Below are 14,881 nucleotides of genomic sequence, written 5' to 3'. Positions count from 1 at the left end.
AGCGTCCTGCCATAAGTCACCTATGCAGCTGCGACATAGGAAAAATTAGCACATCCGACTTTTCGGACAAAACCTAGACAGCTGCGTGCTCCGGCCCGAGAGCTTGGCCGAGTTCAAGGAATATCCAATAGAGACTCCACAAGCGATCAGGGTCTCGTTGCAGAATCCAGGACGGTTCGCATATAAGGAACAAGGACCAGCTGCGTATAGGGACCCCGGCCACTTCGGTCGGTATTGGTTCTACTGAGGTGGTTAACTCCACCTCGACCTGCGCCACACTTGCAGGCGGGCACGTGGCAGTTACAGCCAATAATAGCAACTGAAAAATCGGGAATGAAGTTCGTCTTAACATTGGTGACTTTCCCGGATGAGGTACGAGGTTTACTGAAATTTAATAACGATAGGGAATCATCCTCAGATGTCCCTCTGCGCGCCAAAGGGCAGCCGGATCAGGTACAAGGACAGTTCAGTAACTTTATTCTATCCTTCACCGTGCCGTCATCATCATCATGATGCACTCCAACCGCGCCACTACTAGCCACATAGAAAGAAAATCTTTATTAATGAAAATAAGAAGGCTTTCGAATATTTATTCCTTTAAAACTCTATTTACCCATTTGATTGTATTTTGAAATGCAGGCATTGAACGTCATGCACTTATTGTTTGAATTTATCTAGTGTGCCCGAGCACATGGTGTAGGCAGTAGATTAGCTAGCAAAGCTACCGCTAAGCTACCTCAAGGGCGCCCGAGTTCATGCAGACATAATGTACCCCTACCACCATCTCAGGGCAGCAGCGCAACATTTGGATACATCCTGTTTATGAATTTAGTCAAGAATCCATAGGTTTGCATAATCGATCTGTGAGTAACTGAGTGAGTTATTGAAAATGGTAGAACTTATCTATCGCAAACCCTTATTGCTTGTGTACTTAGGGTTACACAAATCAATAACTTAGGATGAAATTTAAATTACACTAAATTCTACATAACTGAATTTATATTTAGCTAATTGCGTAAAAAGTTTCTAGTCGGCTGAACCACTGCGTCTAACTAGATCAGCGTCTTCATGAGGCTGTCAGCTGCCTGAGGGCACCGCGCCTGGTAGCGATACAGCACAAGGAGCCCGGTCCCCCTCCCCTCTCCAAGGTACCACCGCATGCTGAGGCAACCCGCGTTGCCGTAGCCCTGTATGTCATAATGCCGCTCAGCTGCTCTGGTTTGCTGACATCAGCAACGCTGGCCAAGGTGGCAGCGACGATGGTGCCCTCGCGCAAAGTCTATGCCGAATCGCTCATGGCTAGGCAGTCGTAGCAGTCTAATGGGAATGCACACCAGATTTTTCGAAAAAAATTATGTCTCCCCTGGTTGGCTGTGCCACATTCAGTAGCACAGGAGCAGCAACCCAAGGTGGCTATACTAAACTCGCCAACAGTGTAATTTTTGTAGTAGCGCTAGTACCTGACAGGAACACTGACCATTCACAAGGAGCGTAGCTGATGTCGGAACAAGTTCGTCGTGCCGTAGTCCTTATTCCGGGACTAAAACGTGTCGAGCGATTTTCGCGCCGCGATTTGTTGGCGAAGAACTTGGCCAATAATGAAATACGACCTATGCAGTCTCCGGAGCCAATGAAAGTAGGTGGAGAATCGGGACTACGGCTGATGCCGAGAGCCCTGCGTGGCGCCACCCGTCCGGGGCCGAGAATCGATCTCTTCGAAGCATACTGGGCAGACATGTTGCCCTCGTCAGCAGAAATGAGTCCTTGGAAACGGCTAGCTAATGGATTCGAGCTGGTGTTCTACTGGCTGATCTCTCGGGGCAACCTGTCAGCATTGCGTCTCTCACCTACGATTGCGATCGGTCTCGTGGCAGGAGGCGTTTTGCTTGTGCTTTGGTACATTTCTTTGACAGTGATGGTGGCAGCGGCTCTGCGAGCTACGCCTGAGCCAGCGTTTCTAGAATCTGTACCTGCACTAAAGCCTTTGTACGCCTGGTTTATGGAAGTCACAGCTTGGGTAGAGGCTTCAGCGCCATACTTTATTTTACCCCTCTTGCTATCAGCCTTCCGAGCAGATGAGCTGGCACAAATGGCGATGTTTTCAAAGGACTATCTGGAGAATCAGCAGCGGGAAATGCAGGCAGGGCTGCGCGAACGTGTCCGACGCAGAGTGGCTGAGACCATCGATCGAGTGCTGGCTGAGCCCTATGATGAAGTTTTCATCGTCGCGCACAGCTTTGGTTCAATCGTTGCTATTGATCTACTCGCCGATTGGCCCCATCCAGCCGACTGCGACCGAATCCACTTATTCACTCTCGGCTCTCCCGAAGCAGTCCTTTCTTGCCGCTCACAATGGCTGGCTGAAGAGCGCGAACAGCTGTTCCAACATTCGCCCTCTGTTTGGATCGACTTCCACAGTCCGTCTGATTGGTTGTGTAAAGCGGTCACCGACCACGCGCATCATTATCCCGAAAACAGCCATCGCCTCTTGTTCAACAGACCTCTGATCGAAAGGGTAACTGGCCGGACGCACATGGCTTATTACTTTGATCACCAAGTGTTGCAAGCTCTGGCTGCTGATCGAGATTAGAATTTGTCCGAAAGGTCAAGGAACCGCCATGCACAACGATCAAAAATGTTTCTCATTGCGCCGAGTCCTAGCCCCGCTTCTTCTGTTTGCCATCGCCCTGTCGCCGCTGCCAGGGGTAGCCGAGGTCATATTGGGCTCATGGAATATCCAAAACCTCGGTTGGGACAACGACAAGCGTTACGACAAGGTGGCACACGTTGCGAACCACTTTGATTTCCTTGCAATCCAGGAGTTAATGAACGAAGCGGCTCTCGAGAGTCTCGAGGCTGAGGTAGAGGCTCTCTCCGGCGAGTCTTGGTCGTCGATGGCCAGCCATGCGCTCGGCCGCTCGTCTTACCGCGAACACTACGCCTTCCTCTGGAGGGACAGCGCTATGGAATACGTAGATGGTGCAGCAGTGTTCTTCGACAGTGGCGACACCTTCGCTCGAGAGCCCTATTCCGCGAGATTCCGTAGCCTGCGCAGCGGGCAAGTATTTGCTGTCGCCAACGTCCACGTGGTCTACGGGAGCAGCCTAGGCGACCGGCTCCCAGAGATTGAGGCCCTGGCAGACTACTGGGAATGGCTGGGCGAGGCTTATCAAGACACGCCGCGCTTGCTAATGGGCGACTTCAACCTCGTGCCCCACCATGACGCCTGGGAGTCCCTTCGCGAACAAGGCGTGATCCCAGCGATCACACAAGGAGCCACGACTCTGAGTGCCACGAGTGGCCGATATGTGAACCTCTATGACAATATCTGGAAAATCAAAGGCAAGTTGAATGTGTCCGAGCGAGGGATCGTGAAATTCCCTGCCCTTTTCGGCATCGATCATACTCGGGCACTTGATGAAGTGTCTGACCATGCCCCAGTGTATCTAGCTCTGGGTAGTGCCGAGATGACCTTAAGACCGTTCACGCCAATAAGTATCTATAGCTCTCTCCCTGCCGCTAACGATCCAGTATATTGCATTGATCTCAACACAAGTGATTTTGAGACATTACAAAAACTACCACACATAGGCCCCGCTAGAGCACAGCTTATTATCGATGGACGCCCGTGGAGCCGCGTTGAGCAGCTTATTCGTATCAGGGGGATCAGTGGTGGACGCCTGAACGACATTATTGACAGTCAATTGGTATGCAAAGAAAACTAGCTTCTTACTTAAAATCTGGCACGAAAGAACCGCTTCATGCACGCGCACTATACTATCGCGATAAAACTGCTGGCCATGCTTTGGCATCGCCGATCCACACAAGGTTAGTCGGCCCGAAAAGGCCGAATAACTGGGCTTGGTTCTTGGCCAGCCCCTTTTAACGCACCTTCCGGTAGCCGAAGTGGTTCTTGATGACATGAAAAGGTGCTCAACATTGGCACGGATGGGGGCCTTGGCCTTCTCGATCGCCAGTAGCAAGGGGTTCATGGGGATGTCTGCCAACTTCTTGATGGTGCCACGCTTGGCGGCAACACAGCACCGGGAATCCGGGGCATCCTTCTCTTCGTCGAGATGCTTCCACATACCGGTGTAGCCCGCGTCGCCGTATACGCGCTTATCTTCATCACGGACCAAGGCACCGGCCATGGTGACATTGGCCACCTTGTCTACCGTGGCCATCAGCACCTCGATTAGTGATGCCATCTGCATATTCTCTCTGAGCTATCGAGCCGAGATGGCCGAACCTAGCAGACGCGAATGCAAGACTCGGCGCGACTCAGGGAAACAGGCAACGCCTGCGGCGCAGGCCTATCCGGACACGAGGGAATTGCGCCAGCGCGTATCGCGCGGCGACGGCCGACGGTGCAATCGCTTGTCGAGCAGGGCCCGTGCCTTGTCCGCCTCGCCGCTGCGCATCAGCGACACGAGCAGGGTATCTTCGACGATCTCCCGCTGAGCGCCGCTGCCGCCAATCCGCACGACCTCGTTTGCCTTGGGTTCCAGCAGGCGCGCGCAGCCGGCGTAGTCCTCCTCGGCGAAGGCCCGGGCGGCTCGGCAGATCGCAGGTACCACAGGGCCTGCGGGGAGTGATCCGGTTTCGACCAGATCGGTCAGCGCCGCCACGCGGCTCTCCAGCGCTCTAAAGTCGCCGGTCGCCGCTGCGATAAGTGCCATATGGAAATCGGCGAAGGGGAAGCCGGCCTGACGGAAGTAATGGGACGCATACGTCGCCGCTTCATCCCATAGTCCCGCCGGGACGGCATGGTCATAGGCCTGGAGACGCCACAGGAACGACGAGGTGTCACTGACCACGTTGATCGGCACCCCCGTCGAGGCGGAAGGCGCGACATGCTCCCCGTAGATAGCCAACGCACGCTCCGCATCGCCTTTCTCCAGCGCAACCAGCGCACCGTGCCAGGCGATATGGCCATGCAGAATTCCGCTTCGGTTGTATACCGGCAACCAGTCGGTGATATGCGCCTCGGCCTCCTCGCTGGCTCCGGACTCATGGAGCACATGGGCGAAGGCATGGGCGGCATTCACATTGTTTCGACGTACCTCCAGGGCACGCTGCGTCAGCTCCCGGCCGAGCGTTATGTTGCCATTCTCGCCATGGGCCCAGCCCCGGTAGGTCAGGAACCACCAGTCATCGGCCTCGAAGTGTCGGGCGTGGCGCTCGCAAAGATCCACCCGTGCCTGGTCATGATCTGCCATGCCGGAAAAGGCAAAGAGGCCGAAGGCTCCGAGAGGCAGCGACATGATCAAAATGTCCTGCGGCCAGCGGTCGACGTGCGCAAGCGCGCCATTGAGCGCTTTAACGGACTGGCCGTTGATAGCGAGGGACAGGACGCCGACATGACTCCGCTCCCGCTCGGTCCCATGCCGGGCAACGAGTTCCTCGGCGGTAACGATTCTAGAGCGCGCCTCCGCAGATTCGGCTTGAATGGCATGAAGGCGTGCGCGCGCCGCATACGCCAGGGCAAAGGACGGATCAGCGGTGATCGCCTCTTCCAAGGTTTGTGCTGTCCCCGGCCAAAGCGAGAGGAGGAGATCGAGGCCCGTTTGGTACTGTTCGACCGCGAGATCGGAGCTTGTCGATAGAGGCAAACCATAGCGGTCATGGCGAAGCATAGGACAGCTACTCCATCGATTATCATGTATTTACAGTACAAGAAGGCGATTTGCTGTTCATCTAGGGAACCGCTGAACAATTCAGACACAGGTGCCTGAAGCGATCAGCGAGGCTCAAGCACTGTGTCAGCGAGCACTTGCTGATCACCGCAAGTGGTCTGTTTTCCCTAGCAGCCGGGGTATCCGGCTGTCAGGTCAGATTCAAGACGCATTCGCCCCTTCAGCATCGCCCTGGCACCTTCCCGCCAGCACCATATTCTCAATAAAGTATAGACTGAACATCTACGACTGATTCTTGGCCACCCCCTTGAAGCAAACCTTCCGGTAGCCGCAGAGGTTCTTGATGACATGGAACGAGTGCTCAGCCGTGGCGCTGGTGCTGGCCCTTAGTCAGCACCATCCCTAATACAGGTGCGCCAGTAGGCGCTCCTTCGAAAAAATGCCAACGGCAATATCTTAATGTTTAGTTTTGCGCTTCCTCCTCCAAGAACGCCTTCTCTTTCGGGCTGATCTGGAACACCACCGCTCGCGCCGGCTGGTCGGTCGTATTTATTGCCCGCATCCGGGCATCCAAGGGTTCAGCCACCGCTTCTCCCGCTTTTACCGTCTTGGTCTCGCCCTCCACCTCAAGCGTCACTTCTCCTTCGATGACATACACATAGACAGGGCTTGGATGAGAGTGCCAAGCAGCGGCGGTGTGAGGCTCCATCGCTACTCGAACCACTCGAACAGATTGGTCTCCAGGGGGAAGATCGATTTCTTGTGCCAACACCTCTTCCAACTCTGAGGCTGGTTTATCGATTTCCGTCAGGTCTTGAGCCACACTCCAGGATGATGCAATTACTAAAGCGGCACCAGCCGCCCACGTCAGCAGTTTCATGGTAGACCTCCAATCCCGTCAGGGCAGAGCATGATCTAGCAATATCTCCGCAGTTAAGGTTCGCGGCGCGCTCATCTACAACTATAGTCCAACCGCCCAAGATAGCCACATTTTGGTAAATGCTGATCAATTTTCTCTGAAGGGATGGCACTGTCAGCGCCTTACACTAACTGAGTCAGCGGTTAGTTTATGAAGCCGCAAAGTGGTCTTTATTACCTGGAAGTTGGATTTCCCTGACACTCACCCTGACGAATGAGCCAAGATCAGAACACCTCCGCATAAGCTTGAATGACGATCGCGAAGACCATATTTATTACCTTGGGCACAGCCAATCCCTCCCACAGGGCCTGGTCGATGAAGTAGAAGGCAACTGCGAGGATCAAGAGGGGGATCAGATTTCGTAACGCATAGGCTATAACAAGCCCTGTTACGAGTACTAGCACAGCGCCAAGGCCTGCGTACTCTATCGATCCGTCGGAGCTGATATAGGAAACTGCGCCGCCTGCGAACGCTAACATCAAGAGGATGGCTTGTAGCGATCTCGGCAGGGGCATGGCCCTGCCCTTTCGCCTAGGCGAGCCGGGACCCTCGCTACCTCGCGCCTTGCGGTAGGGATCCCTGCCGGAACCGGCGCAATGGATGCAGACATGATTGTCACGATCGAAGCCGCGACCTCCGCAAATCTCGCACAAGCCAGTCGACATATTCCTAGCCTCCGGAGAACAACGCTCTACATCGGTCAGGTGCTACCGTCATCGAGCCCAGACATTCGGCAAGACGGCTATAGGGTTGCCAGACACCGATAAAATAACCCCCGGCGGTCAGAGGACATGCTATAGTTACGGCAGCAGCAAAAAATGTTTCTGTATGATCTTTTTATATCACAGTTCATGATTTCTTTTTTCCAGTGCTACTCTTGACGCATGGCATTGAATGTCATGACAGAATTAGCGGGGTATGAGTCACCGGCAAAGTCTGTATAGGTTCCCTCCCATATCACTAGTACATACATATGGTTACCGTCTTCGCCTGTCAGTTTTCCGGTCACGCCGGCAGTTTCGAGGTCGAAGTGTTTCCAGACCCTGTCGGTGGTGGGTGACAAGAGAGCGTTCTCGGCCTGAAATGTGCCGCTACCCGTGATCTCGTCGCCCTCGAAGTCAAGCATCATGGTTGCAGTTGCATCACGGACAGCAGCCACCTGTGCGGGAGATCGCAAATGGACTTCGGCACTACCCCCTGTAACCACAACCTCGGAACCCATATAGAACCCTAAACCTGAAAGCTCAGAATCGGTTTGCTTCGTTCCTAACATATTCTCAGCAACAGAACCAAAGTACCTGCCAGCTTGTCGTTTGTTTTGTAGTGGCTCTCCTCCTACATATCCACGCAACCAAGCTGTGGCCAAGCCGATTCTATCCAAGGGGCGAGCCTCCGCACCCTTGACCCATGTGAAAGTGCTCAGAACCCCAGTGGCTTCGGGCCGGGGAAGATTCACTACCTCTTCCATCCCCTCATCGTCATGATGGAAAAGGATGTCGTTCGATAGAGTCACCACTTCCTGATATCTATCGGGATATCCCGGCGGGTTTGAATGGTAGGTCATCTGGCCGGGGGCTTGATAAGCAGGTCTCAACTCGTCTGAATTCTCGACGCTAAAAACTTTCATGGCGTCAAAATCGAGACACAAGTCACTGAATATATGCTCAGTTTCAGGAGTTGTGCTGGCCTCAAACCACGAATAACTGACAATAGCGAGGCCAGACTTTCCATTGCAAGGCTCCTGTAGCCTAACATGCTCGATCTCTGCAACCTCTGCAACACCATGCGTCGGTAACGCTAAGAGGGCCGTGACTGTAAGCCCTGCCATACTCTTTAATGAATGAAACATTGTGCCCCCTTGGGTTGCATTGACCCTGCATATGCATTAAATCTGGGTATTGGCTCGACACCGCCTATGATAATCATCATTATACAGGCTTTGCGTGGCTAGTTAAGAGTTGATCAAACATTTCTAATCCACCGCCAAGGCGACAGCATTGGAACTAACGGAGGGCCCTCAATACTTCAATCCGCTGCAAAGTCTGTTCTTCCATACATGACCAATAAAACATGTAATCGGCGCTGCCACCTTCTTCCAATTCCGGCTCACAATGCGCGTCGCGACGCCTCAGCCATGCACGTTGTTCGTCGAGGAGAACCTGGCCGGTTCCACGAGCGTCCGCCAATGCCTTAACTTCGTTCCAGAGTTGATTTAGCTTCTGGTCCGCGATCTCCCATTTTTGTTTGGCGCAGATGTTAGCATCGCGCTGGTTCGAGCCGTTGCAATAGGATTGTGCAATGACTGACGACGGATTCAGGAAAACTACAACAAGGAGTGATAAAATCAGCCTCATAGTCAACCACCATCTCCGGATAAATAAAAATAAAGTATCTTACTTTTGGATACTAATAACATTGCAAGCAAATATGTCATGCAATAAATTTAATGACTCTATGGCAGCAATCAAATTATAGTAGGTGTGATTCGGGACGACTTTCTTCGCCAAAATCGCTTATTCGTGAAAATGAGTGTCTACAAAAAGCTATCCGCCTAATATTTGCAGTCCGCCAGAGATTTTAGAGGGCAAGCTTTTTTACTCACTTAACCTTCAGATCATTCTTGCACCTATTTAAACAAATTCATAAGGGCTCCTGTGCGGCGATATACTAACAAGGTTTTTAAAAAAATCTCCGTGAATTCCAAATAGTATAGAGCGTAGCAGTAACATATGGCATTCGCCTAACTGTTGGCCATCCATGTTACATTTACTGCCGAAATCTACTTTAACTATGTGAGTGAAACCTGGAAAATCTTTGGTAGGTATGACATTATGAGTCTGAGAATTTACATCAATAACACGTATACGAATTTTAGCGCATCCGGCTGGATTTTTATAGGTTGATTCAGCTTCAAGTAGAGGAGCATTATAGATAGTTTCAACTAGTGATGTAAGAGCTTCTTCAGATTTGCAGATAATGGTCAGCGTATAGCCATCGACAACTAGTGTGTCTTCAGCAATTACACCCATAGGTGTCAACATTAAAACCAACCACACATAGAGTTTACGCATGACATATTCCTCTTCTCCTGATAGGAAATGCTGGCCAACATGTTAAGTACTTTGATATACCTTGCCTGCATATAATGGCAAATAAAGTATAAGCATGTAAACTTAATTTATTCCAGTATTTTTACGCCCTCTTTTTTAATATTTTATCAGTGATTATTGGCGCCGCATACAACTCTATGTTGAAGAATTATATTCATTACACCACCAGTTTTTAAATGCACCAATGCAAATCAGAGCTGGTTCGTTTTTGTTTCCCATATAGATAGCAGCCAATTGCCCAACTGCATAATCTTCAATCTGAATATTCATCAGTGCTCGTAATGCTTGAGCACAATTTTGGGGCTTGAACTGACATGTGAGCTTCATGATCGCAGTAATAGAGTCGTCTTTATTATCATATGAAAGATTTGCCATCTGTGTCTGAAGTTGATCAACAATGTAAATCTCCAGCTCCCCTGCCGATGGCTTAGTCGAGATAGCAGCGCCTGCTGCAATTACGGCAATTCCGACAACACCCACAAAATTGGACATTTTAGACTCCTGGCAATTTTGTTCATTTTTACTCAGGTTCCAAGTACAACTCTATTATAATATGGACGGGCCCCGGTTGACGTCTTGAGCACCTCACTGCCCTACGTGACAGCCTCAATGGCAATGATCTTACCTAACAGTCGTGGACATCGATCTAAGCGATCATTCAGGCCTTGAATGCCTCAGGACTTATCATTCCAGTCGCACTGTGCCGGCGCTACCGGCTATAGTCCATCTCGTTGATCTTGCCCAACAGAAGTGGACACCACCGGTGAAATGCTCACGGGATGCTCTCCTTAAACAGTGAACTCTTATCGCTCAAAGTGGTTCATCGATGCCAGTGTAGGGTTGGGAGTGAATCATCCCATTGGTGGCGTGAGAGTACGGGATGGAGGTAACTCTCCCCTCTCAGTCACTGCTCTGCGGGGTAACGGACATTGATCACCTCTCAATCCGTTTAGGTGACAACTATATTGATAAATAGGGGGCCCGGAGCGCGGGTATGTCGTCAGGAGTTGGTGGTGGAATGACGAATAGCATGCGCACCGATCTGTATGGCCCGCAAAATCACAGTGCTGGAGGCCAACGACCGCAGTCACTGGCCGCCGTCGGTCACAGATGCTTTGCGGCGACCTCCCGGAATTGCCCGCTTTCCTGGATAGCCTTCAGGCCCTTGTCTAGCCGGCGAAGGATGATGCGAGATTGCGGATTGGTCCGCATTCCGACCGCATGAAGAGTCTGAATCGTGGACAGGTCTATCACCTCGGCAGTGCGCTCTTCCATCCCTAGGCTTTGGATGATGCGATCGGCAGTGTCAATGTTGACCGAGACTAGGTCCGCCTCCTTTGCGGCCAGCATCTCGAAGCAGTCCTCCGGCGTGGCGGGCGCCTCCCGAGTGATGGTCGGTGCGACAAGGCCGGCCGCCTCAAGGTCATGCGTGAAATACCCGTCGGGCCGGCACAGCGTCATACCGCTGGCATCCGAGGCGGTGCTGATATTCTCGACCTCTCCCGCGCGCCCATAAAAGGTAACCACGATTTCGTGTAGAGGACGCGACCAGAGGAGGTTTTCGCAGCGCCAAGTCGAGGCCCGGCCGAGGTTGGCGGTGTTGCTGCAATCCGGCTTGAACCAAGGATAACCGATATCGTACTTGCCGTTTTCCAGGAGCGGCTGCAAATGTGTCCCCCAATCCCTGCTCACGTCGACCAGGTAGTTTGCGGGCTGACCGCCGAACTGCATCGCACGATGAATAAGCTCGGTGCTGAAACCACCATTGGGAAGATTTTCTCCCACATAGGGCGCGTAGTTCGTTCCCGTCAGGAACTCGATATCCCGTGAATTCGCCGCCCGGATTTCCGGCAAATCACCGGAGGGAGGCTGCTTGGTGTCGTTCAGACATGGAATGAAGAGGTCTGCGCCGATGGGAACGACATTCGGGCTGGTCAACACGCCCGGATTGACGTCGAAGAGGTTCTGATATGCTCGCGGATTGTCGTATGCGCGTTTTGCTATATCAGAGAGCGAGTCCCCACGCTCCGTAGTATATGTCGAGTTGCAGGAAATCTCCTGCGCCTGTGCCGAGGCCGCTCCTGAGAGAAGTGTTGTCAGAAGTGCAAGACCCACAAATGCTCTCTTTAAAATCATCTCAATCCCCTTTTTTACTAGCTTCAAGCTCTTCAGCTGCCCGCCTCGGATGGACACTTGGCGGTCTCAAGTTCCAAGTACAACGCTATTACATTATGGACAGATCCGTGATTTGCTCTGAGCACCTCACTGCCATTTTTGAAACTCTCTACGACAAAGCTACCGCTAAGCAGTCGCCATAAAAGCCACTACATTAAAAAGCCAAAATTATCCCTGCTGTCAGCCTGCTACAGCCAGCAACGCTACATTTGGATACATACGGGCCAGTCTAATCAAGGATGCTGCGACGTGCGTAATAATTTAAGAAAATTGGTCATCGGGCTTGATTATGGAGCTAGTATTTTTATATTAGATTCAGGAGAGGTGCTTAAAGACAATAAGGAGATTTCTAATGGATAAAAATATTATGTTGCACCCAATAGCGATTATTACTAAAAACGAATATTATAATTAAGTTTTTTATTCGGTAGAGGTCTGGAGAGATGCTGCTTAAATCAGGTTAGATTTTTCTAAACATGCTTCCTCCTGTATCGGCTCTCCCTAAAGAACCGCTGAACAATTTGGTTTTGGTCGGGTGAACCGTTCATCTTGGCCAGATCATCGTCTCAGCAACCACGGCATGATCATGTCATGTGCCCTATTTGTCTTGGCAATCGGCTTTTCCGGCTGCCAGGCCAGCTTCAGGACACGCTGGCACCGTCAGCATCACCCTGCCCCCTTCCCGCCAGCAGCAGCGTCTTCATGGGGCTTTCGCCCATCTTCTTGATGGCGCCGCGTTTTGCGGCAACGCAGCACTTGGATCCCGGGGCACCCTTCTCTTCATGCAGGTACTTCTCCATGCCGGTGTAGCCCGCGTCGCCGGATACCCGCTCCTCGTCAGTCCTGACCAGGTAGCCAGCCATGCTGACATCGGCGAAGCGGCGACACTGTGGGACGCCGATGTGGGCCTTCAGGCCGAAATACCACTGGTTGCCCTTCTTGGTCTGCTTCATCTCCGGATCGCGCTGCGTGGGCTTATCCTTGGTGGAAGGTGCGGCCGCCACGAAGGTGGCGTAAACAATCGTGCCCTCGCGCATGGAACAGCCCTGCTCGACCAGGCTGGCGTTGATCTCCTCAAAGATCCGCTGGGTCAAAGCATGCTTCTCCAGCAGATGACGGAAGCGCCGCAGCGTGGTCGCGTCCGGCAAGCTCTCGATGGCCAAGTCGATACCGGTAGAATCGCGCATGGACGGGCTGTCGTAGATGGCATCTTCCAGTGCTTCGTCGGCGAGCGCATACCACTGTTGCAGGAAGTAGATCCGTAGCATGCGCTCCAAGCCGTTCGGCGGCCGGTTCCGCTTGCCCGCTGCGTTCGGGAAGTAGGACGGCGACAGCACACCTGGCAGCCGTTGCCATGGCACCAGAGAATTTATCTGGACAGTAAACGCTCACGGCGGGTAACCGTCTTTTTGTTCTGGTGCTCAGCCTAGGCGAGCGAGATTTGCTTCAGCAGTGAGCTATGTCAGACGGTAGCAGGATCGCTAAATTCACCCCGCCGGTGTCTACCAGACAGACAGCTGCGGCGGGACTTATTCAGCGCTTCCTTAATTTGGCTTATTAGAATTTATACACCTATTAACAACACCTTCATATTATTTACATGTTTCGACAATATTCGTAGTTCTTGTAATGCTACCATCTGCGTTTGTAGTGGTAGCAGATGTTGTTTCTTTTGTGCATGTCTTATCATCACTAGTCAACCAGCCCCCAATCGCCCCGACAACGCCAGCAGCAACTGTAGGGCCATATTTTTTAACCAGCCCCCCGATTACTGAACCCAAAAAATACATAACTTCAGGATCTTCTGGGTCTTTAGGATCAGGGTAAGGGAACGTTGGACCTGTACTTGTGGGAAAAGGAAATGGAAATGTCGGCTTGGGTAGAGACAATTTATGAGTTACTGCTATGGCATTTTCAGCATTAACCGAAGCAGTGTGTTCAACTAAAACAGTTGCATTTCGATCAATGGTCACAAGCGATAAAGACTCTCCATCGATAGACTTTTTATCAATAGGCACAATATCGCCGACGATATTGTTTTTTGAAATTAATATCTTACTTAGATCTGTACATGGGCAAGGATTGTCTGGTGAGTCTTGCACACATAAGCAAGGGATTATTATGACAACACCTTTCAACTTGTTCTCGATAACAACACCAGTAATGGATATGGTTTGAGATTCTCTCATTTGCTTTGCTGTTAATTCTTCAATATTCATTTCTATATCTCCTTCATGTAGTTGTTTAAGTTTTTACTATTTTTTTAACCCGCATAGACATAGCCTGTGATTTTGTAAAAGCGCACCCAATTGCTACGTTATCTTGCACGTCTTAGGAAACTGCTGAAAACAAGAATTTGGCCTGCTCAAGTGCTCAAAATAGCAAATTTGACGCCTCATCGGTTATCTTAGCACCACCTCAGGGGGTCTGTTTTCCTTTACAGCCGGTTTATCCGCCAGCAACGACTAGACTCAAGACACACTACCCACAACTGTTCGGGCTTTTCATCGTATCGCCATCACTAGATTGGCTAGGGCAAACATGATTAAAAATTGCCTATAGATCTTGGCCAGCCTCTACTAACGAACCATCCTATAGCCGAAATGATTCATGAACATAAGAGAGATCTCGGTTCCCGAATCATTTATTCCCCGGGACTCGTTAGCAAGTATAGCTACTGCTAAGCAACTCTAGGAGCACCCGATGCTATGCACTCATGATGTCCCCCCATGCTCCCCTCTCAGGACAGAAGCTCGGCATATAGATACATACTGTTTTTTTACTGTAGTCATGAATCCTTCAGTTTGCGTAATCATTTTGAGAAAATACATGGTTGATATAGGCAATGATCCCCTCTCTCTACAGCGCAAATTTTTCATGCATTCTGTATCTTGCCATCCTTTCATAAAAACAAGAGGTTAATCCACATAATACACAGCACAGATAAATTATATTTTAATGGATTAGGTTTTGTCCGAAAAGTCCGCTCGCAGGCAACGGTCTATGCACGCCAGGCATACCATGGCCCTGAAGCTGCTAGC

11 protein-coding genes and 3 pseudogenes are annotated in these 14,881 nt (G+C 51.2%); 2 read left to right on the top strand and 12 right to left on the bottom strand.

The features are described from left to right. The first annotated feature begins 1,498 nt into the window (after positions 1-1,498). Both FEI13_RS18200 and FEI13_RS18195 read left to right on the top strand, forming a co-directional pair. Positions 1,499-2,590 (top strand): hypothetical protein, encoded by a 1,092-nt coding sequence (locus FEI13_RS18200; RefSeq protein ID WP_138182921.1) that lies wholly within the window; start codon positions 1,499-1,501, stop codon positions 2,588-2,590. A gap of 28 nt (positions 2,591-2,618) precedes the next feature. Further along, positions 2,619-3,725, top strand: coding sequence for an endonuclease/exonuclease/phosphatase family protein (locus tag FEI13_RS18195; RefSeq protein ID WP_138182920.1), 1,107 nt, complete (start codon positions 2,619-2,621; stop codon positions 3,723-3,725). A gap of 52 nt (positions 3,726-3,777) precedes the next feature. On the opposite strand, the pseudogene FEI13_RS19215 reads toward FEI13_RS18195, so the two are convergent. The 12 genes and pseudogenes from FEI13_RS19215 to FEI13_RS18140 all read right to left on the bottom strand — a co-directional run. After that, a pseudogene (locus FEI13_RS19215) lies at positions 3,778-4,181 on the bottom strand (transposase); the annotation flags it as partial. A 132-nt stretch (positions 4,182-4,313) separates the two neighbouring features. Further along, a complete protein-coding gene (locus FEI13_RS18185; RefSeq protein WP_138182919.1) occupies positions 4,314-5,636 on the bottom strand; it encodes a tetratricopeptide repeat protein in 1,323 nt (440 codons plus the stop codon). Positions 5,637-5,837: 201 nt separating this feature from the next. After that, positions 5,838-6,023: pseudogene (locus tag FEI13_RS19555) on the bottom strand (IS5/IS1182 family transposase); the annotation flags it as partial. A gap of 76 nt (positions 6,024-6,099) precedes the next feature. Further along, the gene (locus FEI13_RS18180) at positions 6,100-6,516 is read right to left on the bottom strand and encodes a cupin domain-containing protein (protein WP_138182918.1); all 417 of its coding nucleotides are present in this window, start codon (positions 6,514-6,516) and stop codon (positions 6,100-6,102) included. 263 nt (positions 6,517-6,779) lie between these two features. Next, complete coding sequence (locus tag FEI13_RS18175; protein ID WP_138182917.1) at positions 6,780-7,070, bottom strand: hypothetical protein; 291 nt, start codon at positions 7,068-7,070, stop codon at positions 6,780-6,782. Positions 7,071-7,426: 356 nt separating this feature from the next. After that, positions 7,427-8,404 (bottom strand): hypothetical protein, encoded by a 978-nt coding sequence (locus FEI13_RS18170; protein ID WP_138182916.1) that lies wholly within the window; start codon positions 8,402-8,404, stop codon positions 7,427-7,429. A 154-nt stretch (positions 8,405-8,558) separates the two neighbouring features. Then, positions 8,559-8,909 carry a lysozyme inhibitor LprI family protein gene (locus FEI13_RS18165; RefSeq protein WP_240036573.1) on the bottom strand — a complete coding sequence of 117 codons (351 nt, stop codon included), beginning with the start codon at positions 8,907-8,909 and terminating at the stop codon, positions 8,559-8,561. A 276-nt stretch (positions 8,910-9,185) separates the two neighbouring features. Next, positions 9,186-9,626 carry a hypothetical protein gene (locus FEI13_RS18160; RefSeq protein ID WP_138182914.1) on the bottom strand — a complete coding sequence of 147 codons (441 nt, stop codon included), beginning with the start codon at positions 9,624-9,626 and terminating at the stop codon, positions 9,186-9,188. Positions 9,627-9,800: 174 nt separating this feature from the next. Continuing rightward, on the bottom strand, positions 9,801-10,157 hold the full coding sequence (locus FEI13_RS18155; RefSeq protein ID WP_138182913.1) for a hypothetical protein: 357 nt from the start codon (positions 10,155-10,157) through the stop codon (positions 9,801-9,803). A gap of 612 nt (positions 10,158-10,769) precedes the next feature. Beyond that, positions 10,770-11,801 (bottom strand): transporter substrate-binding domain-containing protein, encoded by a 1,032-nt coding sequence (locus tag FEI13_RS18150; RefSeq protein WP_138182912.1) that lies wholly within the window; start codon positions 11,799-11,801, stop codon positions 10,770-10,772. A gap of 725 nt (positions 11,802-12,526) precedes the next feature. Continuing rightward, positions 12,527-13,290: pseudogene (locus FEI13_RS18145) on the bottom strand (IS5 family transposase); the annotation flags it as partial. A gap of 142 nt (positions 13,291-13,432) precedes the next feature. Further along, on the bottom strand, positions 13,433-14,059 hold the full coding sequence (locus FEI13_RS18140) for a hypothetical protein (RefSeq protein ID WP_138182911.1): 627 nt from the start codon (positions 14,057-14,059) through the stop codon (positions 13,433-13,435). Positions 14,060-14,881: the final 822 nt, after the last annotated feature.

The sequence above is a fragment of the Halomonas urmiana genome (assembly GCF_005780185.1).
Taxonomy (GTDB): Bacteria; Pseudomonadota; Gammaproteobacteria; order Pseudomonadales; family Halomonadaceae; genus Halomonas; species Halomonas urmiana.
This window is presented reverse-complemented; position numbering and strand designations above follow the sequence as displayed.

Coding starts and splice junctions, on each gene's coding strand:
- FEI13_RS18200 (WP_138182921.1), top strand. CDS start 1,499: ATGTCGGAACAAGTTCGTCGTGCCGTAGTCCTTATTCCGGGACTAAAA.
- FEI13_RS18195 (WP_138182920.1), top strand. CDS start 2,619: ATGCACAACGATCAAAAATGTTTCTCATTGCGCCGAGTCCTAGCCCCG.
- FEI13_RS18185 (WP_138182919.1), bottom strand. CDS start 5,636: ATGCTTCGCCATGACCGCTATGGTTTGCCTCTATCGACAAGCTCCGAT.
- FEI13_RS18180 (WP_138182918.1), bottom strand. CDS start 6,516: ATGAAACTGCTGACGTGGGCGGCTGGTGCCGCTTTAGTAATTGCATCA.
- FEI13_RS18175 (WP_138182917.1), bottom strand. CDS start 7,070: ATGCCCCTGCCGAGATCGCTACAAGCCATCCTCTTGATGTTAGCGTTC.
- FEI13_RS18170 (WP_138182916.1), bottom strand. CDS start 8,404: ATGTTTCATTCATTAAAGAGTATGGCAGGGCTTACAGTCACGGCCCTC.
- FEI13_RS18165 (WP_240036573.1), bottom strand. CDS start 8,909: ATGAGGCTGATTTTATCACTCCTTGTTGTAGTTTTCCTGAATCCGTCG.
- FEI13_RS18160 (WP_138182914.1), bottom strand. CDS start 9,626: ATGCGTAAACTCTATGTGTGGTTGGTTTTAATGTTGACACCTATGGGT.
- FEI13_RS18155 (WP_138182913.1), bottom strand. CDS start 10,157: ATGTCCAATTTTGTGGGTGTTGTCGGAATTGCCGTAATTGCAGCAGGC.
- FEI13_RS18150 (WP_138182912.1), bottom strand. CDS start 11,801: ATGATTTTAAAGAGAGCATTTGTGGGTCTTGCACTTCTGACAACACTT.
- FEI13_RS18140 (WP_138182911.1), bottom strand. CDS start 14,059: ATGAATATTGAAGAATTAACAGCAAAGCAAATGAGAGAATCTCAAACC.